At 42.9% G+C, this 22,389-nt stretch carries 24 protein-coding genes and 1 pseudogene; 15 read left to right on the top strand and 10 right to left on the bottom strand.

Annotation, left to right across the window (positions count from 1 at the left end; all coding sequences use genetic code 11):
* Window positions 1-244 precede the first annotated feature (244 nt).
* On the bottom strand, window positions 245-1,327 hold the full coding sequence (gene psbA / locus ACQY1Y_RS22225; protein WP_002731626.1) for a photosystem II q(b) protein: 1,083 nt from the start codon (window positions 1,325-1,327) through the stop codon (window positions 245-247).
* Window positions 1,328-1,512: 185 nt separating this feature from the next.
* On the opposite strand from psbA (ACQY1Y_RS22225), the gene cynS reads away from it, so the two are divergent.
* The 3 genes from cynS (at window position 1,513) to ACQY1Y_RS22210 (ending at window position 2,930) form a co-directional block, all read left to right on the top strand.
* Window positions 1,513-1,950, top strand: coding sequence for a cyanase (gene cynS, locus ACQY1Y_RS22220; protein ID WP_002738671.1), 438 nt, complete (start codon window positions 1,513-1,515; stop codon window positions 1,948-1,950).
* Window positions 1,951-2,111: 161 nt separating this feature from the next.
* The gene (locus ACQY1Y_RS22215; protein ID WP_016515431.1) at window positions 2,112-2,759 is read left to right on the top strand and encodes an NAD(P)H-dependent oxidoreductase; all 648 of its coding nucleotides are present in this window, start codon (window positions 2,112-2,114) and stop codon (window positions 2,757-2,759) included.
* Between the two features lie 33 nt (window positions 2,760-2,792).
* A complete protein-coding gene (locus tag ACQY1Y_RS22210; RefSeq protein ID WP_430013576.1) occupies window positions 2,793-2,930 on the top strand; it encodes a hypothetical protein in 138 nt (45 codons plus the stop codon).
* Between the two features lie 152 nt (window positions 2,931-3,082).
* Here ACQY1Y_RS22210 and ACQY1Y_RS22205 read toward each other — a convergent pair whose 3' ends face one another.
* Complete coding sequence (locus tag ACQY1Y_RS22205; protein ID WP_430013575.1) at window positions 3,083-4,894, bottom strand: sodium:solute symporter family protein; 1,812 nt, start codon at window positions 4,892-4,894, stop codon at window positions 3,083-3,085.
* 43 nt (window positions 4,895-4,937) lie between these two features.
* Window positions 4,938-5,306 carry a hypothetical protein gene (locus tag ACQY1Y_RS22200; RefSeq protein WP_002777020.1) on the bottom strand — a complete coding sequence of 123 codons (369 nt, stop codon included), beginning with the start codon at window positions 5,304-5,306 and terminating at the stop codon, window positions 4,938-4,940.
* Window positions 5,307-5,459: 153 nt separating this feature from the next.
* On the opposite strand from ACQY1Y_RS22200, the gene ACQY1Y_RS22195 reads away from it, so the two are divergent.
* Window positions 5,460-5,633 carry a hypothetical protein gene (locus tag ACQY1Y_RS22195; RefSeq protein ID WP_002739017.1) on the top strand — a complete coding sequence of 58 codons (174 nt, stop codon included), beginning with the start codon at window positions 5,460-5,462 and terminating at the stop codon, window positions 5,631-5,633.
* 11 nt (window positions 5,634-5,644) lie between these two features.
* Here the strand turns inward: ACQY1Y_RS22195 and ACQY1Y_RS22190 are convergent, their stop codons facing one another.
* Together ACQY1Y_RS22190 and ACQY1Y_RS22185 are read right to left on the bottom strand one after the other, a co-directional pair.
* A complete protein-coding gene (locus ACQY1Y_RS22190; RefSeq protein ID WP_430013574.1) occupies window positions 5,645-6,247 on the bottom strand; it encodes a chromophore lyase CpcT/CpeT in 603 nt (200 codons plus the stop codon).
* 77 nt (window positions 6,248-6,324) lie between these two features.
* Window positions 6,325-7,350 carry a cyanophycinase gene (locus ACQY1Y_RS22185; protein ID WP_430013573.1) on the bottom strand — a complete coding sequence of 342 codons (1,026 nt, stop codon included), beginning with the start codon at window positions 7,348-7,350 and terminating at the stop codon, window positions 6,325-6,327.
* A gap of 220 nt (window positions 7,351-7,570) precedes the next feature.
* On the opposite strand from ACQY1Y_RS22185, the gene ACQY1Y_RS22180 reads away from it, so the two are divergent.
* Window positions 7,571-8,719: a substrate-binding domain-containing protein gene (locus tag ACQY1Y_RS22180; RefSeq protein ID WP_430013572.1), complete on the top strand. Its 1,149-nt coding sequence runs from the start codon at window positions 7,571-7,573 to the stop codon at window positions 8,717-8,719.
* Between the two features lie 101 nt (window positions 8,720-8,820).
* Here the strand turns inward: ACQY1Y_RS22180 and ACQY1Y_RS22175 are convergent, their stop codons facing one another.
* On the bottom strand, window positions 8,821-10,050 hold the full coding sequence (locus tag ACQY1Y_RS22175) for a site-2 protease family protein (RefSeq protein WP_430013571.1): 1,230 nt from the start codon (window positions 10,048-10,050) through the stop codon (window positions 8,821-8,823).
* 63 nt (window positions 10,051-10,113) lie between these two features.
* Here ACQY1Y_RS22175 and ruvA point away from each other — a divergent pair, with 63 nt between their 5' ends.
* The 4 genes from ruvA (at window position 10,114) to ACQY1Y_RS22155 (ending at window position 12,504) form a co-directional block, all read left to right on the top strand.
* A complete protein-coding gene (gene ruvA / locus ACQY1Y_RS22170; RefSeq protein ID WP_002777015.1) occupies window positions 10,114-10,743 on the top strand; it encodes a Holliday junction branch migration protein RuvA in 630 nt (209 codons plus the stop codon).
* 317 nt (window positions 10,744-11,060) lie between these two features.
* Complete coding sequence (locus tag ACQY1Y_RS22165; protein ID WP_002744263.1) at window positions 11,061-11,546, top strand: allophycocyanin subunit alpha; 486 nt, start codon at window positions 11,061-11,063, stop codon at window positions 11,544-11,546.
* 79 nt (window positions 11,547-11,625) lie between these two features.
* Entirely contained in the window at window positions 11,626-12,111 is a 486-nt protein-coding gene (apcB, locus tag ACQY1Y_RS22160; protein WP_002738786.1) for an allophycocyanin subunit beta, read from the top strand.
* A gap of 189 nt (window positions 12,112-12,300) precedes the next feature.
* A complete protein-coding gene (locus tag ACQY1Y_RS22155; RefSeq protein WP_002739162.1) occupies window positions 12,301-12,504 on the top strand; it encodes a phycobilisome linker polypeptide in 204 nt (67 codons plus the stop codon).
* A 52-nt stretch (window positions 12,505-12,556) separates the two neighbouring features.
* Here ACQY1Y_RS22155 and msrB read toward each other — a convergent pair whose 3' ends face one another.
* A complete protein-coding gene (msrB, locus tag ACQY1Y_RS22150; protein ID WP_002791726.1) occupies window positions 12,557-12,973 on the bottom strand; it encodes a peptide-methionine (R)-S-oxide reductase MsrB in 417 nt (138 codons plus the stop codon).
* 275 nt (window positions 12,974-13,248) lie between these two features.
* Between msrB and psbA (ACQY1Y_RS22145) the strand changes: the two genes are divergently transcribed.
* From psbA (ACQY1Y_RS22145) to ACQY1Y_RS22120, 6 genes and pseudogenes are all read left to right on the top strand, one after another.
* Complete coding sequence (gene psbA / locus ACQY1Y_RS22145) at window positions 13,249-14,331, top strand: photosystem II q(b) protein (protein ID WP_002731626.1); 1,083 nt, start codon at window positions 13,249-13,251, stop codon at window positions 14,329-14,331.
* Between the two features lie 251 nt (window positions 14,332-14,582).
* Window positions 14,583-14,822 (top strand): hypothetical protein, encoded by a 240-nt coding sequence (locus ACQY1Y_RS22140; protein ID WP_002738503.1) that lies wholly within the window; start codon window positions 14,583-14,585, stop codon window positions 14,820-14,822.
* Window positions 14,812-15,150 (top strand): type II toxin-antitoxin system PemK/MazF family toxin, encoded by a 339-nt coding sequence (locus tag ACQY1Y_RS22135; protein ID WP_002739429.1) that lies wholly within the window; start codon window positions 14,812-14,814, stop codon window positions 15,148-15,150. Before ACQY1Y_RS22140 ends, ACQY1Y_RS22135 begins: the two co-directional genes overlap by 11 nt.
* A 490-nt stretch (window positions 15,151-15,640) precedes the next feature.
* Window positions 15,641-15,775, top strand: a pseudogene (locus ACQY1Y_RS22130) (ISAs1 family transposase); the annotation flags it as partial.
* Window positions 15,776-16,342: 567 nt separating this feature from the next.
* Complete coding sequence (locus ACQY1Y_RS22125) at window positions 16,343-17,068, top strand: 2-phosphosulfolactate phosphatase family protein (RefSeq protein WP_002759138.1); 726 nt, start codon at window positions 16,343-16,345, stop codon at window positions 17,066-17,068.
* 83 nt (window positions 17,069-17,151) lie between these two features.
* Complete coding sequence (locus ACQY1Y_RS22120; protein ID WP_430013570.1) at window positions 17,152-18,399, top strand: bifunctional folylpolyglutamate synthase/dihydrofolate synthase; 1,248 nt, start codon at window positions 17,152-17,154, stop codon at window positions 18,397-18,399.
* On the opposite strand, the gene ACQY1Y_RS22115 is transcribed toward ACQY1Y_RS22120, so the two are convergent.
* From ACQY1Y_RS22115 to ACQY1Y_RS22105, 3 genes are all read right to left on the bottom strand, one after another.
* Window positions 18,373-19,962 (bottom strand): DUF3352 domain-containing protein, encoded by a 1,590-nt coding sequence (locus ACQY1Y_RS22115; protein WP_002738841.1) that lies wholly within the window; start codon window positions 19,960-19,962, stop codon window positions 18,373-18,375. The two genes, ACQY1Y_RS22120 and ACQY1Y_RS22115, sit on opposite strands and share 27 nt — an antisense overlap.
* Window positions 19,963-20,143: 181 nt before the next feature.
* A complete protein-coding gene (locus ACQY1Y_RS22110) occupies window positions 20,144-21,286 on the bottom strand; it encodes a quinone-dependent dihydroorotate dehydrogenase (protein ID WP_002738734.1) in 1,143 nt (380 codons plus the stop codon).
* A gap of 104 nt (window positions 21,287-21,390) precedes the next feature.
* Window positions 21,391-22,266, bottom strand: coding sequence for a DnaJ C-terminal domain-containing protein (locus tag ACQY1Y_RS22105; RefSeq protein ID WP_430013569.1), 876 nt, complete (start codon window positions 22,264-22,266; stop codon window positions 21,391-21,393).
* Window positions 22,267-22,389: the final 123 nt, after the last annotated feature.

Raw genomic sequence — 22,389 nt, 5'->3', positions numbered from 1 at the left:
TCAATTAAATGCTCTATTCAGGGATTTTATGCAATTTTATGCCTATTCTTCTCATTTTTAAACTATCAAAAATTAATTATGCAAGAACTCTAATGTTTACAGATAGTTCTAACAATCCAAAAGAAGACTTCAGGAGGATCAATCCAAAATTATCAAATCATCGCCTAATTCAGCAACGCTTATCATAATTCTAACAACAAAAAAGCACCCCCTCGCGGGAGTGCCTTTTCGTTCAGACTAGAACTTAACCATTGATAGCAGGAGCAGTCAGAGCTACAGGAGCCTGTTCACCACTAGCTAAGTCTAAGGGGAAGTTGTGAGCATTACGCTCGTGCATTACTTCCATACCGATACCAGCGCGGTTTAACACATCGGCCCAGGTACCGATTACACGACCTTGAGAATCGAGAATCGACTGGTTGAAGTTGAAACCGTTGAGGTTAAACGCCATGGTGCTAACACCCATTGCCGTAAACCAGATACCGATTACCGGCCATGCACCTAAGAAGAAGTGCAGGGAGCGGCTATTGTTGAAAGAAGCGTATTGGAAGATTAAACGTCCGAAGTAACCGTGAGCGGCAACGATATTGTAGGTTTCTTCCTCTTGACCGAATTTGTAACCGTAGTTCTGAGATTCGATTTCAGTGGTTTCACGCACTAAGGAAGAAGTTACTAGAGAACCGTGCATCGCGGAGAACAGAGAACCGCCGAACACACCAGCCACACCTAACATATGGAAGGGGTGCATCAGAATGTTATGTTCTGCTTGGAACACGAACATAAAGTTGAAGGTTCCAGAGATTCCTAAAGGCATACCATCAGAGAAAGAACCTTGTCCGATGGGATAGATTAAGAATACAGCAGTAGCGGCGGATACAGGTGCCGAGTAAGCCACACAGATCCAAGGACGCATTCCTAAACGGAAAGACAGTTCCCACTGACGACCGAGGTAGCAGAAGACACCTAGTAAGAAGTGGAAAATGACTAACTGGTAGGGACCACCGTTGTATAACCACTCATCTAAGGAAGCAGCTTCCCAGATGGGGTAGAAGTGGAGTCCAATCGCGTTGGAAGAGGGAACAACCGCACCGGAGATGATGTTGTTTCCGTAGAGCAGAGAACCAGCTACAGGCTCGCGAATACCGTCGATATCTACGGGAGGAGCGGCGATAAAGGCGATGATGAAGCAGGTGGTGGCGGTGAGCAGGGTGGGGATCATGATAACACCGAACCAGCCGACATAGAGACGGTTGTTGGTGCTGGTGATCCACTGGCAGAACTGCTCCCACAGGGAAGCGCTCTCGCGCTGTTGTAGAGTTGTAGTCATGGTTGGATAATTTCTGTATGTATTAGGTTGTCAAGGTTCGTTGTTTGACATGAGTTAATACTATCGGCTTTTTATAGTTATGTAAAGGGGTTTTAAGAAATGTTTTTTTATCAATGTCATAACTTTTACTTATATAATTGATGTTCAGGTAAACTAGAAGCAGACAAATTCTGCAAAAATAAGCGATGATACCCGAAATTACTGCAAAACTATTGGAAGCGAAGAAGGAAAAAGGACTGAGTTTCGCTGACCTAGAAGCGATTCTAGGACGAGATGAGGTGTGGATTGCCGCTGTTTTTTACCGGCAAGCGAGCGCCTCCCCAGAGGAAGCAACGAAAATTGTGGCAGCTTTGGGACTGGGAACCGAAATCGTCGCATCCTTAACCGAGTATCCTGTCAAGGGATTGGGTCCGGTTGTCCCCACCGACCCCCTGATTTATCGTTTCTACGAGATCATGCAGGTGTATGGAATGCCCCTAAAATCGGTGATTCATGAAAGATTCGGCGATGGTATTATGAGTGCGATCGATTTTACCCTCGACGTGGATAAGGAGGAAGACCCTAAAGGCGATCGCGTTAAAATTACCATGTCGGGTAAGTTTTTACCCTATAAGAAGTGGTGAGTCCGGCCAAAGTCAACGGTAAGGGATTTCTATTCCTTGCCGCTCTTGCTATTTTTCTTAACCAAACTTAACAATTGACGGCAAAATTTTGCTTGCTTTTTTTTTGCAGATTTTGAGAGAATTTAAAATAGATTCCAGCGCTCAATCGCCCAGGAGATATAATGACGATTCAACCTCAAGAAATTTTAGAAAAGCTTCAGTGGAGATACGCTGTCAAAAAATTTGACCCGTCTAAAAAAATTTCTGAAGCAGATTGGTTTATCTTAGAAGAAAGCTTGAGACTGGCTCCTTCTTCATATGGTTTGCAACCCTGGAAATTTATTGTCGTTCAAGATCCAAAAATTCGTGCGGCACTTACTCCGGTCAGTTGGAATCAAACTCAAGTAGAGGATTGCTCCCACTATGTGGTACTTGCTACTCTTACCAAAATTGAAGTAGCATATGTCGAGAAATTCGTTGCAAAAATAGCTCAAGTTCGAGAATTAGATGTCGCTTCTCTGGAGAATTATAAGAATCTGATGGTGTCAGATTTAGTTAATGGGCCACGCTCAGCAATTGTTCAATGGTGGTCTCAGCGACAGAGTTATATTGCGATGGGAATGCTGATGGAAACCGCCGCCTTGCTCGATATTGATGCTTGTCCACTAGAAGGAATCGAGCCAGCGGCTTATGATCGTATTCTGCAATTAGAAGGTAGTGGCTATGCAGCAGTAGCAGCAGTGGCTCTCGGCTATCGCTCCTTAGAAGACAAATATCAACTGTTGAAGAAAGTTCGCTTTGATCGCGATGATGTTATTGTCTGGCATTAGTACAATAAGACTATATCAGTTGAGGGATTGTTTATGAATCGAGGAAAACTGGTTGCGATCATTACTAGAGCGATTGCGATTGCGATCGCAATCGCTTATTTAATTCTAGTGCAATTACTAGATTTTCGTGGAGAAATGATACCCGCTCCTCCACTCTTTTTGGGATTTTAGATTTTAGATTTTGGATTTTGGATTGCGAGTTTCCCTTGTTCCAAGGCTCTGCCTTGGAACACAATATCTAAGGCTCTGCCTTAAAATAGTATTCAGGTAGAACCTGGGAACGAGATCTTACTCATAACTGATAACTGATAACTGATAACTGCCTAACCTAAATCTCTGTCTTTAGTGACGGTAATTTCCTTAGATAAATGTCGATACCAAGTAAAATAGAGACCGATGGAAAGCAAAAGAAAAACCAAAGCCAAAATCTTCAAACTTTGCCACTGCTTGATGATTAAAACAATCCCCATCATAAAGAGGACTAATTGCCAAGGAACGGTGAGAAAAGCGGCGATGATATCCCGTTGATTTTCCGCTTTAATTTTTGCCTGTAGGTTAGGTTTAACACTGTGACGGACTTCTCCCCAAAAGCCAAAAGGTCGGGTAACATTATAGAAATTTTCCATAACTAAACTATCGGTGGGAGGAGTTAACAAAGTAGCGATAATACAGCCAGCTAAAGCGAACAAACTCGGCACAAGAAAGAGAATAAGTTCCTGATATTGACTGTGACGAAAGAAAGGTAAAATTATCGCTTGTGAGGCAATAGCCGCAATCATTCCTGCTAAAGTTCCCACTGCAAAACCATAACCATTAAAGCGCCACCAATACCAACGTAATAGGAGAGGAACTGCTAATCCTACCCCTAATCCCGTGGTTAACCAACCCCAAATATCATTGACATTTTGGATATTAAAACTCAAAACTAAGCCAATTACGACCACAAAAACCGAGGCCAGACGACCTTGAAAAACTAACTCCTGTTCTCCCGCATTTGGTTTCAAAAAAGCTTGATAGATATCTTTGACCCAATAGGCGGCACTAGCGTTGATAACTGCGTTAAAAGTGGACATAGCCGCCGCTAAAAAAGCAGCAATTAATAACCCTTTCATCCCCACCGGAATGTATTGAGTAATCACCGTGGCCAGAATTCTTTCTGGATCTGTAATCGTGCCTTCGGTTAAACCGTAGTGAATACCTAAAACCGCAAAAGCTGTGACTAGAGGCCAACGGAAAGAAAGCAGAATAATCCAGAATAAAGATAATAAACCGGCATCTCGATCGCTTTTGGCCGCTAGGTATCGTTGTAACATATAACCACCGCTGCCGCTGCAACCTTCGATGATGGTTTTAACTAAATAAAAGAAAATCACCCCACCAAACAAATTAAAGATGGCATAATCTCCGGGTAAATCCAAAGTCATCGAAGGGAAAATACTAGACCAGTCGCTTAAATTCCAAGTTTTTGGCTCTGCTGCCCCCGGAATTGCTACCGTGAAACTATCGGGAAGATTAACAGTAAAAAAGGCCACTGTCGATACATAAATGACCGCCACAAAAATCAGAAACCCTTGAAATAAATCGGTAATTACCCCACCATAGAAACCACTGGCCACCGTATAAATCAAGGTTAGAAGAATTAATATCACCGAAGCAAGACGGTCATCCATACCCAGAAACTGCCCTAAAAATTTCCCCCCCGCAACGGAGAAATAACTCATCGCACCGATAGAGAATAAGAGAGTGGCGACGGCGCTAATAATTCGGGCAAAATTACCCTGTTTTCCCGGTCCAAAGCGAAATTGCATCCATTCCGCCATGGTCATAACTTTGGCCCGGCGATTCCATTTGCCCATAAAAGCCATGAGAAAGGCCATAATTAGGACAACACCGCCGCGGATTTCGATAAATAGTCCTTTGGGGCCGACGGCGTAAATTAGGGCAGAAATGACCATAGTTCCCGCTAAATCGGTGTTAGCCGCCATTCCCGACACCCCTAACATCCACCAGGGCAAATTGCGATTACCCAAAAAGTAGGATTCTAGACCTTGAGAAGCTTTTTTCTCGGCGATAATCCCGATTATTAGGGTTGCTGCCAGATAAAGCAGGATAATTACATAATCAATTAACTGCATAGTTGAGATTAATTTAACTTTCGATCGTTATAGCATCAATTGACTACGATTTCTGGCTAACGGTTTCTTTTTCTAAGATTTGCACCCGTTGCTCCAGCTTTTTTAAATCTTCCTTTAATTCAATTACTAAAGTGGCTAAACGCTGGAACAGTGGGTCACTTTCCCCGACTACTTCCCCATTTACTATACCCGTTCCCGATCGCCGTTGGGGAATCGGAGCGGCATTTTCCCCGCGGATGGATATTCCTCGGACCTGACTTTCAAGGCGCTCAACTCGATTGCGGAGACTAATTAACTCCGATCTTACCGCCGTATCCGATTGTGCCTTGCTGGCATTAACAAAACTCAGTATTAGCAAAAGGGAGATAATCAGCATTAAAAAGCCAGAAAAAGAGATTTTAGCTAATTTCATCGATTTTACCCCCTATCTATCTGACCCGGCTTAATGTTAAGAAACGTGGCTAAATCTAAAGCTTGATTGCAATTCCGCCCCTGGGTGATTAGTTGCTCAAAAGAGGATGATAAGGTAAAAAACACGATTTTGTGGAAATTTGGCCTTATCTCTATGTATAAAAACTCAGATAAAGATTTTCTCGGAGCAGCAATCACAGCCGGTTTAGGTGCGGGAATCGTCACTTCTTTTGCCGTCAATCAAGGACAAGACATCGGTACAGCTTTAGGAATTACCGCTTTAGCGGCTGTTTGCGGTGTTATCTGCCGTCATTTTGACCTAATGTGATGCAATCTTCCTCACACCTCCAATTCTGCCGAAAAATCCTGTTTTTTCTCGTATTGATAGGGGCCGAGCAGAGCGCCCCAAATTCCCTTGCCAGTGCCGGGATCTAGACCTTTATCGTAGGTTTTTAGGCTATGACTCGTCACCTCGAAACCTAAAGCCACCTGATAGGTTGTACCCTCATAGGTGAATTGACAGTGCTGTTCCGGTTGCGGTTGGGCGATAAACTGGTATTGATTATCAGCGAGGGTATGGACTTTGACCGATAAAGTGCAGGTATGCAGAAAAGTTAGGTCTTCTAAGCTAATTTTTCGCAAAATATCGGGATTTTTGCCCGCACCTTGCACGGATTTCAGGTCATTAAACATATAGTGCCTAACCTCTAACCCTCCCGATTCCGAGCGCGTTAATCGCCACAGTCGCGGTCGGTAGGGTTGGTCTAAATTGATGATACTGGCCTGTTCGGCAAAAAGCGCGATGCTGTCTTCCCGAAATAAAGGCAACGGACGCAACCATAAACGCAGGTGAACGTACCATACCGGTTCTGCTTGCGCTTGCCGTTGATTTTCAAATTCACCCGCGAGATATCGACCAAAAGTGATTAATTCAGGGGTCATAGCTCAAAAAATTCTCCTTATTGCCTCAAAATTAATCCTAACACCCATAGAAATCACTTTTTTGACAAAAATGACCTTCAGGCTACCGGAACCCGCTTAAACCCTGCCATTCCCCCTTTAGTGTACCAATATTCCCAGCCACCGCCAGCCGCACTAGACCAATCCTTGAGGTCAAATTCACCGCTGCCGGAGGGGGTTCCTGCGATGCGATAGACTTTCACCGCTTGACCGTTGTTATTCCAGATTAAAGGCCGATCCGGCTCCATCTGTTCGGGTAGAGTCCCGTTAGTTTGCAGAAAATAGGCATCTTGTCCCTTATCGGTGCCGTTGCCATAGACTTTGGCGATACCATGCTCATCGATCGCCAGAAAAGCACCTTCTTCTAAACCGATAGCGTAGGCAGGTAGTTGATTGTGATTATCGTGTACATTACGGGCTAAAAAACCAAAAAGGCGACCATATCTTGTTTCGGGATGATCTTGATTGAGTCGATCCAAATGGGTATCTGTCACCACTTTTTTGAGAAAAGGAACCCGAATAAAATCACTCCGATAGAAGTCTTTGGTGTTGAAGTGAAAGGGATTATTTAATATTTCTGAACTCAGTACTCCTTCGTGAGTAGGCGCATAGTAAAAATCCCCGAGAATAGCCATCCCTGCGCTGGTTCCCGCCACGGGAACTTTTTTGTCGTTGATCAGATAATTGATCGCTGTTTCCACCTTTGTGCTTTCCCAGAAATCCTCGTACTGATTTTGATCACCACCAGCAAAAAAAAGGATATCGGCATTACGAATATATTCGATAACATCAGGATGATTCGCCCCTTCACGACTATCAATTGATAGTTCCGCTGCCGAGCCGATCAGGGAGGGATAATTGTCGCAAATCCAATCGGCTTGACCGCCAAGATCGCCAAAGCGCAACACTAAGTAATTACCGCCTTTAGCTCGATTTAATAACCATGTGGTCGCTTGATCTTCTCCTAATTTACCTCCTTCCGCTCCCCCGATTAATAAAATACCCGATCGATGTTTTACAGACTGAAAATTGGCTTTTCCACAACGACAAGAATAATGGAAATCTCGATCATGATTGTTTGGCATAGTCTTATACCCTCTCCCCTTAGCTTACTCCTTCTATCCTAGCTTTAACTAGGACAAAATCAGAGTTTTATACCATAAAAGTTAACAACAAAGCCTCTATATGGCTGAAATCGGTAGCGGCAAAACTCCCTAGTTTACATTTTGTTAAAAATCGTCCTATAATAATTCAAGGCTAGAAACTGGCAATTATTACTGTTAAAATTGAGAATCGGCGGGCGATATGTTAAATAGACGTTCTTTTTTGCAAGGATTAGGTACAATCGCCTTAGCGGGGGGTTTAAATGGCTGCGCTTCCAGAAGCGGCGAGCCGAGCATTTTTCTCCTGTCCGGTTCGATTCCGCCGCGATTACTAACAGATTTTCAGAAAACTATTGCCGAAAAAAAAGTCAATTTTCAGTCGGAAAGGCAGCTGAAAGAGCTATTAGAATTATTGGAAAAATGGTTAAAAAATCAGGGGCAACCAACCTCACAATTTTCGTTTCCTATCCCTTTTAGGGAACAAAACCCAGCCATGGGTAATTTAGTCACCCTAGGGGATGCTTGGCTAGGAAAAGCGATTAGCAACGGTTTAATTCAACCCCTAGATACTTCTCAACTCTCTAATTGGTCAAAACTGCCCCCCCGTTGGCAAGAAAATATGACTCGCAATGCTCAAGGACAACTGGAAACAGAGGGGAAAGTCTGGGGTGCGCCCTACCGTTGGGGAATGACAGTAATTGCCTATAATGAGAAAAAATTCGCTCAATTTGACTGGCGGCCACAGGATTGGTCCGATCTATGGCGACCGGAATTAACCGGTAAAATTGCCCTAATTGATAATCGTCGCGAAGTCATCGGTTTAACCCTAAAAAAATTGGGTTATTCTTATAATTCTAGTGATTTAAAACAAGTAATGGGACTAAAAGACCAGCTATTCGCTTTACAAAAACAGGTAAGATTTTATAGTTCTCAATATTATTTACAACCCCTAATACTCGGTGATGTCTGGCTGTCTGTGGGTTGGTCTAATGATATTTTACCAGTGAGCGATCGCTATAATAAAATCAAAGTTGTTGTCCCCAAATCTGGCACTTCTCTCTGGTCAGATGTGTGGGTAAAACCAGTTTTAACTACTCCTAATTCTCTTGTCCAGCAATGGATTGATTTTTGTTGGCAACCAGAATCCGCTAATAAAATTTCTTTATTTACCTCTGGATTATCACCCCTAATTCTCACTGAAAATCCCGATCAAATTCCCCCAGATATTAGAAATAATCCTTTACTTGTCAATCCAGAAGCAGTCAAAAAAAGCGATTTTTTAAACCCTTTATCGCCAGCAACCGAGCAAGAATACGAGCAATTATGGCAAGCAATGCGACAGTTAGTATAGTCAGTAGATACTAAACAAAATTATGCAATAATATTGAGGTAAAAACTACATTTACCTAACTGATTCTAGCTGATAACTGCTCACTGATAACTGCTCACTGATTAAGCGGTTTGACTTTGGGTTTCTTGGGCGAGAAAAGTAAGGATAGAAGCTTTTTCAATTAACCCCAAAACTGTGCCGTTTTCTTCTACCACTGTCACTTGAGATAAATTTTCGCCTTCCAAAATTTTCACCACATCTAGGAGGGAAGTATTAGACAAAACCAGTTTGAGACTTTCGCTAGTTTGTAATAACCGGCCGATATTTACCTCTGTCCATTGGGAAGTGGGAATCGTTTTCAGATCCTCTACATTAATCACCCCTAATAGTTTACCTTCGCTATCGGTAACTAGGAATTTAGACCATTGTTGTTTACCGATAACATAATTATTAGCAAACTCCCGCAGGGTTAAATTAATCGGCACTACAGGACTATTAGGAGAGATAACATCTTTAGCGGTGTAGCGACTTAGGAAATCTTGAACCTTAGCTGATTGAGCGGAAAAGCCGGCATTTTGTAGGAGGAAAATGCCAATTAATAGCGTCCAAAAACTGCCAAATTGACTGATTCCGAGAATTGATAGCGCACCGATGACAATCGCTAACCAACCAAAAAATTGACCGAAGCGACTAGCGAATAAAACCCCTTTATTGGGATTACCCGTTACTTGCCAAACGATGGCTTTAAGGATATTACCACCATCTAAAGGTAAACCGGGGATCAGGTTAAATAACCCTAGGGCGAGGTTGATATAGGCAAGCAGAGAAAGAATCGCCGCCATCGGCCCATTTAAGCTAATATTGAGACCAATAATTAGGAAGATACCGAAGAGCAGTAAACTAACTAAAGGGCCAGCAATTGCTACGAGAAAAGCTTCTAGAGGAGTTTTCGATTCTCTGCCGAGAGTTGCCAAACCACCGAATAAAAAGAGGGTAATTGATTTGACTTCAATACCTTGGGCGATGGCAACAAAACTATGACCTAATTCGTGGGCAACCACGGAGGCAAATAGGAGAATAGCGGCAAAAAATCCTAAGAGCCAGGGCATAATTCCCGTTAACTGGGGAAACTGACTTAAATCTCCCCCATAGGTTAAGGTAATTAACCCCAGAACAAAGAACCAAGAAGGATTAATATAAAAGGGAATTCCAAAGAGATTCCCGACTCTAATGTTGCCATTCATTTTGTATCTTCTCCAATTGTTGGGGACTAACGCCAAGAAGATTAGGTTATCAATTACGCCATTCACTTCTGTTAACAATTGTAACAAAACTGCAAATCTCTCCGGCATTCCTTTAGGGAGTAAAAACCGTCATTGCTGTGGTTCGGTTATTTTCGTAGGAGAACTAAATTAATGATTAATTATTTACGCGGACAAGCGATCGAGGTGATCAAAACCCCCAATAACCGACTGATCTTGATTTTAGACGTAAACCAGATCGGTTACGAAATCCAAATTCCCTCGCGATTAGCCCTAGACATCGGCAAAGATAACAATGATAGTCGTCAGATTTTTACTCACCTACTCCTTCGCGAGGAGCAGCCTTTATTGTACGGTTTCGGCGCCGCCCCAGAGCGAGATCTGTTTCGTCAACTGCTTTCCGTCAATGGAGTTGGAGCGCAATTAGCCCTAGCTTTAATCGATACCTTGGGGATTGAGGAACTTGTGGTGGCGATAGTGACGGGAAATACCAAAATTTTGAGCAAAACCCCCGGAGTCGGCTTAAAAACAGCAGAGAGAATCGCTTTAGAGTTAAAAACTAAATTGGCAGCATGGCGACAGCTAAAAGAAGCGACGACGACAACCACGGCAATACTACCAGCAGCGGAAATCCTCGAAGATGTGCAGATGACCCTTTTAGCTTTAGGATACAGCCGGGAGGAGATCGATCGAGCTATCGCAGTCCTCAGTCAAGATGCTTTATTTAGTAAAAATACTCAGCCAGAAGACTGGATTAAAGGGGCAATTAATTGGCTAGGCTAAATCAGTCGTCAGGAGGCAGGAGACAGGAGACAGTTTCATTGTATTCTCCCCACACCCCACACCCTACACCCTACACCCCACACCCCACACCTCATACCCCACTCCGGTGCTCCTTTCTCAGGGCAAATGTTAAAAAGTATTACGAAAATAGTGAGAAGGTGAACCAGATGCCGCAAAATAGTTGCGTTAGGTCGCTCTAGCTAGGGAAGTCTTGAGACGCTGAGGCGGAAACGAGATAACTTAAGCGTAGTGACCACGACTGCTATAAAATGTCAGATTAAGTTTATTAATCTCACTTAGTTGGGAGGAATCCATCAATGAGTATCGTCACGAAATCGATCGTGAATGCTGATGCTGAAGCTCGTTACCTCAGCCCCGGCGAACTAGACAGAATTAAAGCCTTCGTTACCAGTGGTGCCGCTCGTTTACGCATCGCTGAAACCCTGACTGGCGCTCGCGAAACCATCGTCAAACAAGCTGGCGATCGCTTATTCCAAAAACGTCCTGACATCGTTTCCCCCGGTGGCAACGCTTACGGCGAAGAAATGACCGCTACCTGTCTGCGTGACATGGACTACTACCTACGTTTAATCACCTACGGAGTAGTTGCTGGTGATGTCACCCCGATTGAAGAAATCGGTTTAGTCGGTGTGCGTGAAATGTACAAATCTTTAGGAACCGACATCGGTGCCGTAGCTCAAAGCGTTCGCGAAATGAAAGAAGTTGCTACTGGTCTTATGTCTTCTGACGATGCTTCTGAAGCTTCTTCCTACTTCGATTACGTGATCGGCTCTATGTCGTAGAATAATTCCTTTGTGAATTGTTCTAGACACACCCCCCGTAAACCTCTTAAGATTAAGCAAAACCCAAGGAAGAACCACCATGCAAGACGCAATTACTTCTGTTATCAACTCTGCTGACGTTCAAGGCAAATACCTTGACGCTTCTGCTCTCGGCAAACTGAAAGGCTACTTCGCCACCGGTGAACTGCGCGTGCGCGCCGCTAGTGTCATTAGCGCCAACGCTGCCGGTATCGTTAAGGAAGCTGTGGCTAAGTCCCTGTTATACTCTGACGTAACCCGTCCCGGTGGCAATATGTACACCACCCGTCGTTACGCCGCTTGTATCCGTGACCTCGACTACTATCTCCGTTATGCTACCTACGCTATGTTAGCTGGAGATCCTTCTATCCTCGACGAGCGCGTTCTCAACGGCCTGAAAGAAACCTACAACTCTTTAGGTGTACCCATCTCCTCCACCGTTCAAGCTATCCAAGCGATGAAAGAAGTCACCGCTAGTTTAGTTGGTGCTGATGCGGGTAAAGAAATGGGGATTTACTTCGACTACATTAGCTCTGGCTTAAGCTAGAAATAACGAACTCGGACAAAATAGGTTCGGGAAGCCGAGGATGAGTGCTAGGTCTTTAAAGGCTGAATCTGTCCAAGATAGGTTTTGACGAGCTAGTATTGATCCTTGACTCCCGACCTTTGTTATTTTAGGAAAAAGCCTTCGTTAGTTTGAGCGACAAGTTTTTCAGCGATTAGGAGAAGTCAATCCATGCGGATGTTCAAAATCACCGCTTGTGTTCCAAGCCAAAGCCGCATTCGGACACAACGGGAATTACAAAATACCTATTTTACCAAACTCGTTCCCTACGATAATTGGTTTCGTGAGCAACAACGCATCATGAAAATGGGCGGCAAAATTGTCAAAGTGCAGTTAGCCACTGGCAAACCGGGAACTAATACAGGTTTACTGTAATCGGCTGCCACTAGAACTTAAAAAAAGAGGTCTTTCCAGACCTCTTTTTGCTTTAGGGATTTTTTTCAAACTGCAAAGCGGCAGAATTGAGACAATAGCGTTTTCCCGTCGGGGGTGGACCATCATTAAAAACGTGACCGAGATGAGCATCACAGGCGGCACAAACAATCTCTGTCCGCACCATGAAAAAACTAACATCTCGCTCGTACTTAATATTGGCCCCGTTAGCAGCAGTCCAGAAACTCGGCCAACCAGTACCCGAATCATACTTGCTGTCAGAAGTAAATAACTCCGTACCACAGCAGACACATTTGTAAATACCTTTTTCTTTATTATCGTGATATTTACCCGTAAAAGCCCGTTCTGTTCCCTTTTTGCGAGTAACTTGGAACTGTTCGGGAGTTAGCTGGGCCTGCCATTCCGCCTCGGTTTTACGAACTTTTTCTACCATAGTCAGGACAACCGCCATTATGATTAAATTTCCCTTTTTAGTCTAACCTGAGTTCGAGATCTAGGTTTTTTTCATAAACATGAAGTATGACCTGATTTAGCATCGCCTTCTGACGACGTACTCCCCAAAAGGAAAACTTGGCCAGGAAACCCTATAGACTTAACATAACCTCAGCTTATCAATGGTATAAGTAACAATATTGTCAAACTTCTTTACAAACCGTTACATTACCCTTAAGATAGAGACATCATCAATCAATCGTACCTCGATAACTTAATAGGAATCATAAACCAATGACCACAACTCTACAACAGCGCGAGAGCGCTTCCCTGTGGGAGCAGTTCTGCCAGTGGATCACCAGCACCAACAACCGTCTTTATGTCGGCTGGTTCGGTGTCATCATGATCCCCACCCTGCTCACCGCCACCACCTGCTTCATCATCGCCTTTATCGCCGCTCCTCCTGTAGATATCGACGGTATTCGCGAGCCTGTAGCTGGTTCTCTACTCTACGGAAACAACATCATCTCTGGTGCTGTTGTTCCCTCTTCCAACGCAATTGGACTCCACTTCTACCCCATCTGGGAAGCTGCTTCCTTAGATGAGTGGTTATACAACGGTGGTCCCTACCAGTTAGTCATTTTCCACTTCTTACTAGGTGTCTTCTGCTACCTCGGTCGTCAGTGGGAACTGTCTTTCCGTTTAGGAATGCGTCCTTGGATCTGTGTGGCTTACTCGGCACCTGTATCCGCCGCTACTGCTGTATTCTTAATCTATCCCATCGGACAAGGTTCTTTCTCTGATGGTATGCCTTTAGGAATCTCTGGAACCTTCAACTTTATGTTCGTGTTCCAAGCAGAACATAACATTCTGATGCACCCCTTCCATATGTTAGGTGTGGCTGGTGTGTTCGGCGGTTCTCTGTTCTCCGCGATGCACGGTTCTCTAGTAACTTCTTCCTTAGTGCGTGAAACCACTGAAATCGAATCTCAGAACTACGGTTACAAATTCGGTCAAGAGGAAGAAACCTACAATATCGTTGCCGCTCACGGTTACTTCGGACGTTTAATCTTCCAATACGCTTCTTTCAACAATAGCCGCTCCCTGCACTTCTTCTTAGGTGCATGGCCGGTAATCGGTATCTGGTTTACGGCAATGGGTGTTAGCACCATGGCGTTTAACCTCAACGGTTTCAACTTCAACCAGTCGATTCTCGATTCTCAAGGTCGTGTAATCGGTACCTGGGCCGATGTGTTAAACCGCGCTGGTATCGGTATGGAAGTAATGCACGAGCGTAATGCTCACAACTTCCCCTTAGACTTGGCTAGTGGTGAACAGGCTCCTGTAGCTCTGACTGCTCCTGCTATCAATGGTTAAGTTCTAGTCTGAACGAAAAGGCACTCCCGCGAGGGGGTGCTTTTTTGTTGTTAGAATTATGATAAGCGTTGCTGAATTAGGCGATGATTTGATAATTTTGGATTGATCATCCTGAAGTCTTTTTTTGGATTGTTAGAACTATCTGTAAACATTTACTTTACTCTGTTCCCCATTCCCCGTTCCTTTAATCCTAATTTCATAGTAGCCACATTTTTAATGTTAGAATCGAGTTACTCCCTTTAGACTTTGCTATGCGTGCGATTGAAACCACTGGTATCCTCAATACCCAAGGGCAAATTCAACTTGATCATCCTATTCCCCAAGAAAAAGATCGGTTTGTGCGCGTCATTCTTTTGATGTCGGAGGATGAACTGAACGAAAAAAACTGGCTAGATGCCGTTTCTCATAACCCTAGCTTTGCTTTTCTGCATGATACCGAAGAAGATATTTATACTCTAAACGATGGACAACCTGTAAGCAATGAAGGGTAAAATCGTTTTAATTCAATTTCCCTTCGACGATTTATCTTCCAGTAAAGTTCGCCCCGCTTATTGCTTAACCAATAAAATTGGAGGCTATCAACACATTATCTTTGCTCTGATCACCAGTCGTATTCCCGAAAATCCCCTTCGTACAGATATTATTCTGAGACCAGAAAGTCCAGATTTTATGATAAGTGGTCTTCGCCAATCCTCAGCCATCAGACTTGATCATTTAGTAACACTTCGATCTTCACTGATTCAGCGTGAACTAGGCTCATTATCATTAAAAACTCAAACTTTAATTATAGATATTTTGTCCGATATTCTACGTTCCTAATATACCTTTAAATTAGGTAAATCTTGCTAGAGGCGAACGTTTGTTTTTCTCTGTATAACTAGCCTATACTCAACGGATTTAGTATGAACCCCCCGCTTTTGTGGAGAAAATGCGGAAATTAAAGGCAGAAAGGGCAGCGGCAGAAAATTATTAATCAGTATTAAGTAATTCTCATTGCTTGATTAGGAGATGCCCAAGATTATCAAGACCGGATTACTCATATTCCTCTATAAATAGCGAAGATTTAAAAGGGAATCGGTAATGATTCGGTAGTAGTGGCGTAGCTCTGTTGCTTACCTGGTATGAATTGTGTAAAATGTTTATTAATAAAAATAATTGGCTCGAATCAGTCTTTAAACCTCGGCTCTTCTGGTTTCTGTGTGGAAACGAGGTCTATACTGATAGTTTCTTCGACAAAATAGTCCTAAAAGTGTTACCCGATAAGCATTTCACGATTCCATAAGCAAAAATTATCACACAAAGTCGAGAAGAGCCGGCAAGCAATTGGTCAATTCTCACAACCATAGGATTGAATCTTTTCAGAGGTTTGGGTTTTCTCTCAATAACGGAGGGACAGAGGTGGTTAGCTGAACGTTGGGAAAAACTGATAGTTTTATCGACGTAAGAAGCAGAAAAATTAGCTAAATTAACAGGATGTACTCTCAGACAATTTCAAGAGAGATAGGCTTTTAGTGGCTTGGGAACAGGCTTTATCAATCTATTCATAATAAATATTGGCAGAAGATTAAAGATTAGTTATTATGACTAACTCTTTTGATTAAAAAAAGATAAACTTGAGAATCCTCGATCAAATTTATTGACTCAAAATCAGCTATACGGCTCTTCTCGACTTTGTGTGATAATTTTTGCTTATGGAATCGTGAAATGTTGACTGAGAAGGACTTTTACGACTATTTTGCCGAAGAAACTATCAGTATAGGCTTCGTTTCCACACATAAACCAGAAGAGCCCCGCGTGGGTATTTCAAGTAATAAGCTAAGACGTATTTAAACCGCTTATTCTGAGATTAGCCCCCCCTTGCCTGATCTCAACAAGCAATTTGAATTAAGAACAGCTTAACTAGCTGACATCCATCGTGATAAAATCGGCCTTGTCTTTCTTCTGCCAGCGCAACGCCGAGCGGCGGTATGTTGAGCTTATTCCCCCTTTTACTTTTTACTTGGTATAACTCGTGCAGGTTTTCATTTATCATACTCCCGAACTTACCCCCGTCCATACTCTACCCGATTGCGCCGTCGTTATCGATGTTTTAAGAGCGACAACCACGATCGCCACTGCCCTCAATGCCGGTGCGGAAGCAGTGCAAACCTTTAGCGATCTGAAAACCCTGATGCAGGTGAGCGATACCTGGCAACCAGAAAAACGTCTCCGAGCAGGAGAAAGAGGCGGCGCGAAAGTGGAAGGCTGCGATCTGGGCAATTCTCCCCTCGATTGTACCCCTGATTTAATGAAAGGTCGTCGTCTGTTTATCAGTACCACTAACGGCACTCGCGCTCTGCAAAGAGTGGAAGAATCCCCGATCGTGATCACTGCGGCCATGATCAATCGGCAAGCTGCCGTTAATTACTTATTGGATAGGCAGCCCGAAACCGTCTGGATTGTTGGCTCTGGTTGGGAAGGGGGTTATTCTTTGGAAGATACGGCCTGTGCTGGAGCGATCGCCGATGCGCTACAAGAACAATCGGGGCAAATGGCGATCGGTAATGATGAGGTTATCGCCTCGATCGCTCTTTATCGTCAATGGCAAAATGATCTTTTAGGAATGTTCCACAGTTGTAGTCATGGTCAGCGCCTCTTGCGTCTCCACTGTCAAGAAGATTTAAAATACTGCGCTAATATTGACTCTCTTGATGTTTTACCGATCCAAAAAGAACCGAGCATTTTAGTCAAACTTTAGACATTACTACCCACAGAAAGGGTCATCAGTGCCGGTAGGAGTATCGATCCTAGCCGGATTCCTTTATTTATAGTTTGCTAACCATGACTATCGATTCTTTACTGCAATCTTTTCAGCGTTTTGGTGTCAATCTCGGTTTAGAAAGAATAAAAAATCTGCTGGAGATTTTAGGCAATCCCCAAGATAAAATTCCGATTATTCATGTCACGGGAACTAATGGCAAAGGTTCAGTTTGTGCCTATCTATCCTCTATTCTCAGTACCGCCGGTTACAAAGTCGGACGTTATATTTCTCCCCATTTAATTGATTGGACAGAAAGAATCTCTATTAATGGCGAAAATATTGAAACCGCGACTTTAGAAAACCTGCTTAAATATATACAATCGCTTATCGATCCCCAGCAGGAAAGTCCTACTCAATTTGAGGTAATTACTGCCGCTGCTTGGCTGTATTTTGCCCAGGAAAAGGTGGATATTGCCGTGATGGAAGTGGGTTTAGGAGGAAGATTGGATGCGACTAATGTTTGCGCTCAACCTTTAGTTACTGTCATCACTTCTATTAGTCGGGAACATTGGCAAAATTTAGGTCCCACGGTTGCCGATATTGCCGGGGAGAAAGCGGGGATATTAAAAGCGAATTGTCCCGCAGTTATCGGACAATTACCGGAATCAGCGCAGGGAGTAGTTAGGGAGAGAATCAAGCTGTTAAATTGTCCAACGGTATGGGTAGAAGCTGCCGAAAAAATTGCCGATAATCGGGCTAAATATCAAGGTTTAGAATACCCTTTATCCTTAGCGGGAGATTTTCAATTAACTAATTCGGCTATAGCGATCGCTGTTGTTAATATTTTACGTCGGCAAGGTTGGCAAATTAGCGATGAAGTCGTGCGGGAAGGAATGGCAAAAACTCGCTGGTTAGGACGTTTACAAACCGTTAATTGGTGTCAGCGAGAAATTTTAATAGATGGCGCTCATAATCCCGCTGCTGCCATTGGTTTAAGGCATTATGTAGATAGTTTAAAGGCTCCAAAAATTATCTGGGTGATGGGAATTTTATCGACCAAAGATCATCGGGAAATATTCCAAGCTTTATTAAGAAAAGGCGATAGTTTATATTTAGTTCCTGTTCCTGATCATAGCAGTGCTAATCCTGAAACCTTAGCGGAATTAGCGGCTTCAATTTGTTCAGAATTATCTCACCTAGAGACTTGTTCTGATGTATTTTTAGGACTAAAAAAAGCCATCCAAGAATCTGCCGATAGTCAGATAATTCTCTGTGGATCGCTTTATTTAGTTGGTTACTTTTTAGGGAGTTTGTTTCAGGGAAAATAAAACATCAATTTTACTGGTGGTTTTATCAGGCATAGTGGCAGTAATTCCGATGCCGCGTACCGATTCTAAAAAGGCCTTTGCTTCCGGGGTTAATTCCGTGGCAGGAAGATTATTAATTCCCCCTGCTTTAGCGATAATTTGCTCCACATCGATGAAGAAATAACCGAGATTATTTTTAGGCAAATTTGCGATCGATGCTTGGAAATTCTCACTTTTGCTAATCGGTTGATTCGGTTGGGGTTGATAGGGAATTCCGACGGTCATTTTTAGGGTATCATTATTAGGCCAAGCATAGGTTAAAATAGCTTGTTCTTCCGCTTTCCATTCAGTCACATCTTGGCCAGAAATTTGACTGTTTTTTATGGTGATAAAGGGAACAGTTTTCACCAATTCATTTAACTTATCGAGGGTAGTTTTTGCCGCTTTATGATCGCCAGTTTGCCAGATCATCATTCCCCCAAAACCTAACCCTCCCACTGCTTGCTGGTTAGGGATAATTCCGAAGGCAAATTCTCGATCCATCCAGTTAAAAACTTCTTTATCCGCGTCAAGAGTTGCCATCTGAAAATTCTCACGGATCTGACGCAGAAAAGCTTGTAATTCTGGGTTAGTTTGGGACTGTTTTTCTGCTTCTTCCCATCCCTGTTTAAGATTATTCCCACTCCAAAGTGCGATGGTATCTCCGGGTAAATAATTTAAAACTTGATTTCTGCTAGGGGAAGGTAGGTTAGAAATAGTTTCAGGAGCAAGTTTAGCCACCATTTGTAATTGTAATCCCGTATCGGTGACACCCACTCCTGCGACAATATCTTGAATTTTTGCTAATTCTTGCCGACTTTGGGGAGATAAATTAGCATCTGGTCCCAAGATTTTGGCATAATCATCAATATAAATTGTCGCTAGGGTATTGGGTAGGTTGAGGGATTGGGAAAGCAGTTTTCTCACTTCCGGTTTACTGCTAAAAGATGGCTGTCCTTGATAGGTATCGATCGCCGCTTCTAACACCTTTTTATCGTAGGATATCAACAAAAAATCACCAGTAACGGCAGTATAAATGGTGGTATTATCCTGCCAATCTATAGAAGTAATTGTAATACCTTTGTAGTCACTGGTGCTAGTTTTGCGATTAACTTGTTGTCCTAGTTTTTTCTGGAATTCTGACGCTTTAATTTTATCTTTGATCCCGATAACCGTTAATAATTCCGATTGTCCGGGGGTAGCTGCGGGAAGAAAAGCAAAGCTAATACTACCGATCCAAGGTTCGATATCCCGTTGATAATCAATCTTATCAGTGAAGATATTTTTTTGTAATTCTTCTAGTCCCTGACTAACCGCAGTTCGCGATTCTGGTGTACCATATTTAGCTAACACTGACCAAGCTTTTGCATCCGTGGAGACAAAACTACTAGCAAAGGCAGTTTCTGGGATAACTTTTGCCGATTGCAAGGGGGTGAATCTTTGCCAAGGTAGCTGTCCTCGTAGATAAAGATAGACACCTCCTGCGGTTACTGCTGTTAGTCCTAGGACGACTAAACAACCGGGTAAAAATGATTTTTTTGACATAGAATTGTGGTTTGGTTAAAAAGTTCCATACTTGGCGATCGATTTGTCTGCGGTTGTAGTCTCTAGATTAGTCCTATTGTAGTTATCCTAATTATCTTATCTTATCCCCAAAGGTGACAGACAACATTTCAGCTAATTTTTCCGAAATTATTGCTAATTACCAGAGAAAATTGGCTCATCCTTAGTCAGATTTCAACCCCACCGCTTGATTAATGTTAGTCAACCCATTGACCTCTAGTTTTTCTGTTAATCCTTGTAAAATATTTGATACTAGCCATGGTCCTCGATATAACCAACCGGTATAAATCTGTAATAAACTCGCACCGGCGGTAATTTTTTCCCAAGCATCATCGAGAGAAAAAATGCCTCCCACTCCAATTATTGGTAAATTGCCTTGGGTTTGCTGATAGATAAAACGGATCACTTCTGTGGAACGTTCCCGCAAAGGTTGCCCACTAATTCCCCCTGCTTCTTCAGTGATTGGTTTACCGGTTTCGGGCAGAATTGTGGTTTTTAATCCCGTGCGTTTAGTGGTGGTATTAGTAGCGACAATTCCAGCTAATTGATAGGAGAAAGCTAGGTCAATAATTATTATGATATCTTCCCATTCTAAATCGGGAGAAATTTTCACTAATAGGGGTTTTCTGCCTTGATTTTCTGTTTGTAAAATGTCGAGGATTTTATCGAGTTGTTCCCCACTTTGCAGGGAACGCAAACCGGGAGTATTGGGAGAACTAACATTAACGACAAAATAATCAGCATGGGGGAATAAATAGCGAAAACTGCCTAAATAGTCCTCCGGGGCCTTTTCTAGGGGCGTATTTTTCGATTTACAGAGGTTAATACCGATGGGAATCTGTCGGGGTTGTCGTTGCCAAGATTGTTGGAGAGTTGCCGCTAGAACCGGCGCACCGAGGTTATTTGCCCCCATACGGTTTAATCCCGCCAAATCTTCCGGTAAACGAAATAATCTCGGTTTTGGGTTGCCCGGTTGCCCTTCTAGGGTGACAGCACCCACCTCGGCAAAACCAAAGCCGAAATTATGCCAAAGTCCTGCCCCTAAACCGTCTTTATCGAATCCTGCCGCCAATCCGACGGGATTGGGGAAATTTAACCCCCAGAGGCTTTGCGATAGGCGAGAATCGCTAAAACTGAGGGATTCTGATAATTGTGAGATTAGCCATTGTCCCCAAAATTCCCCCCGCGAGCGATCGATTTTTTGCAGAGTATTTAATAATTGTTTTTGTGTTCCTTCTAAATTGCCCCGAATAGCCTTGAAAGCTAGAGGATAAAAAGGTTTAATTGTGTCAATTATATTGATCATAAAAAGACAGGAATTAAGGGTTAGGTGTAGGGTGGGTTAGGCAAGAACAAGTTATGTTTTTGACAAAAAATTTCCAATTTGCCGTAACCCACCTAGCATAATCTTTATAAACCTTGACGAGGATTAAAAGTTTCGATCGCCCGTATTTTTTGATAAAGTTCTAATTCTTCTGGGCTAGGATTGGGAGGATTAACTAAGATAATTTCCACTAATTGATCGCCCCTTTCTCCTTGGGAAGTGGGATAACCTTTATTAGCCAAACGTAATCTTTGACCGCTTTTAACTCCCTTAGGAATCATCATTTTAACTAACCCGTCAATGGTGGGAATTTCCACAAAACCGCCCACAATTGCCTCGCTAGGAGTAATTGGTACTTGACAGACAATATCAGAACCTTGAATCCTAAAAAAATGATGCCTAGCGATAGTTATTTTTAAATATAAATCACCCCCTTCAATACCCTGACCTTTGAGACGAATTTTCTGCCCATCGATCATAGATGCTGGCATATCAACCTCTATTGATCTACCATCTTCCAGACGAATTCTTTGTCGGCCACCTTGATAGGCTTTCTCCAAAGGTAAAGTCAATTTTGCCTCCACATCTCGACGAGTTAAACGGGGAGAGGAGGCAATTTTAGCGCGCTTAGTATTAAGGTTATTAAAATCTCTAAACTTCCATAAATCCTGTTCTGTACGGGGTATTTTTCCATTCCCGTTACTATTGGCTTTTTCCCCCGGACGTATCCCGCGGCGCTTAATCCCCGTCAAGGAACGATTATACTCAACCCGTTTTTCTTCATCGGAGAGAACATCATAAGCTTCATTAATATCTTTAAACTTTTCTTCGGCCGATTTATCCCCCGGATTAACATCAGGATGATATTGACGCGCCAGTCGTCGAAAAGCCTTTTTTATCTCGTCACCAGTAGCCGTGCGAGATACTCCTAAAACATCATAATAATTAACTAATTGTGGCATATATTCAGTTATCAGTTATCAGTTATCAGTTATCAGTTATCAGATTTGAGTTTTAAGTGAGCAGTATGTATTAAGCGAGCAGTATTAAATAGTAGTTTCCCACTGTCTTTTTACTGATTACTG

Source organism: Microcystis ichthyoblabe FBCC-A1114 (genome assembly GCF_050500245.1).
In the GTDB taxonomy this organism is placed as follows: Bacteria; Cyanobacteriota; Cyanobacteriia; order Cyanobacteriales; family Microcystaceae; genus Microcystis; species Microcystis ichthyoblabe_A.
This window is presented reverse-complemented; position numbering and strand designations above follow the sequence as displayed.

Coding starts and splice junctions, on each gene's coding strand:
- psbA (WP_002731626.1), bottom strand. CDS start 1,327: ATGACTACAACTCTACAACAGCGCGAGAGCGCTTCCCTGTGGGAGCAG.
- cynS (WP_002738671.1), top strand. CDS start 1,513: ATGATACCCGAAATTACTGCAAAACTATTGGAAGCGAAGAAGGAAAAA.
- ACQY1Y_RS22215 (WP_016515431.1), top strand. CDS start 2,112: ATGACGATTCAACCTCAAGAAATTTTAGAAAAGCTTCAGTGGAGATAC.
- ACQY1Y_RS22210 (WP_430013576.1), top strand. CDS start 2,793: ATGAATCGAGGAAAACTGGTTGCGATCATTACTAGAGCGATTGCGATT.
- ACQY1Y_RS22205 (WP_430013575.1), bottom strand. CDS start 4,894: ATGCAGTTAATTGATTATGTAATTATCCTGCTTTATCTGGCAGCAACC.
- ACQY1Y_RS22200 (WP_002777020.1), bottom strand. CDS start 5,306: ATGAAATTAGCTAAAATCTCTTTTTCTGGCTTTTTAATGCTGATTATC.
- ACQY1Y_RS22195 (WP_002739017.1), top strand. CDS start 5,460: ATGTATAAAAACTCAGATAAAGATTTTCTCGGAGCAGCAATCACAGCC.
- ACQY1Y_RS22190 (WP_430013574.1), bottom strand. CDS start 6,247: ATGACCCCTGAATTAATCACTTTTGGTCGATATCTCGCGGGTGAATTT.
- ACQY1Y_RS22185 (WP_430013573.1), bottom strand. CDS start 7,350: ATGCCAAACAATCATGATCGAGATTTCCATTATTCTTGTCGTTGTGGA.
- ACQY1Y_RS22180 (WP_430013572.1), top strand. CDS start 7,571: ATGTTAAATAGACGTTCTTTTTTGCAAGGATTAGGTACAATCGCCTTA.
- ACQY1Y_RS22175 (WP_430013571.1), bottom strand. CDS start 10,050: ATGCCGGAGAGATTTGCAGTTTTGTTACAATTGTTAACAGAAGTGAAT.
- ruvA (WP_002777015.1), top strand. CDS start 10,114: ATGATTAATTATTTACGCGGACAAGCGATCGAGGTGATCAAAACCCCC.
- ACQY1Y_RS22165 (WP_002744263.1), top strand. CDS start 11,061: ATGAGTATCGTCACGAAATCGATCGTGAATGCTGATGCTGAAGCTCGT.
- apcB (WP_002738786.1), top strand. CDS start 11,626: ATGCAAGACGCAATTACTTCTGTTATCAACTCTGCTGACGTTCAAGGC.
- ACQY1Y_RS22155 (WP_002739162.1), top strand. CDS start 12,301: ATGCGGATGTTCAAAATCACCGCTTGTGTTCCAAGCCAAAGCCGCATT.
- msrB (WP_002791726.1), bottom strand. CDS start 12,973: ATGGCGGTTGTCCTGACTATGGTAGAAAAAGTTCGTAAAACCGAGGCG.
- psbA (WP_002731626.1), top strand. CDS start 13,249: ATGACCACAACTCTACAACAGCGCGAGAGCGCTTCCCTGTGGGAGCAG.
- ACQY1Y_RS22140 (WP_002738503.1), top strand. CDS start 14,583: ATGCGTGCGATTGAAACCACTGGTATCCTCAATACCCAAGGGCAAATT.
- ACQY1Y_RS22135 (WP_002739429.1), top strand. CDS start 14,812: ATGAAGGGTAAAATCGTTTTAATTCAATTTCCCTTCGACGATTTATCT.
- ACQY1Y_RS22120 (WP_430013570.1), top strand. CDS start 17,152: ATGACTATCGATTCTTTACTGCAATCTTTTCAGCGTTTTGGTGTCAAT.
- ACQY1Y_RS22115 (WP_002738841.1), bottom strand. CDS start 19,962: ATGTCAAAAAAATCATTTTTACCCGGTTGTTTAGTCGTCCTAGGACTA.
- ACQY1Y_RS22110 (WP_002738734.1), bottom strand. CDS start 21,286: ATGATCAATATAATTGACACAATTAAACCTTTTTATCCTCTAGCTTTC.
- ACQY1Y_RS22105 (WP_430013569.1), bottom strand. CDS start 22,266: ATGCCACAATTAGTTAATTATTATGATGTTTTAGGAGTATCTCGCACG.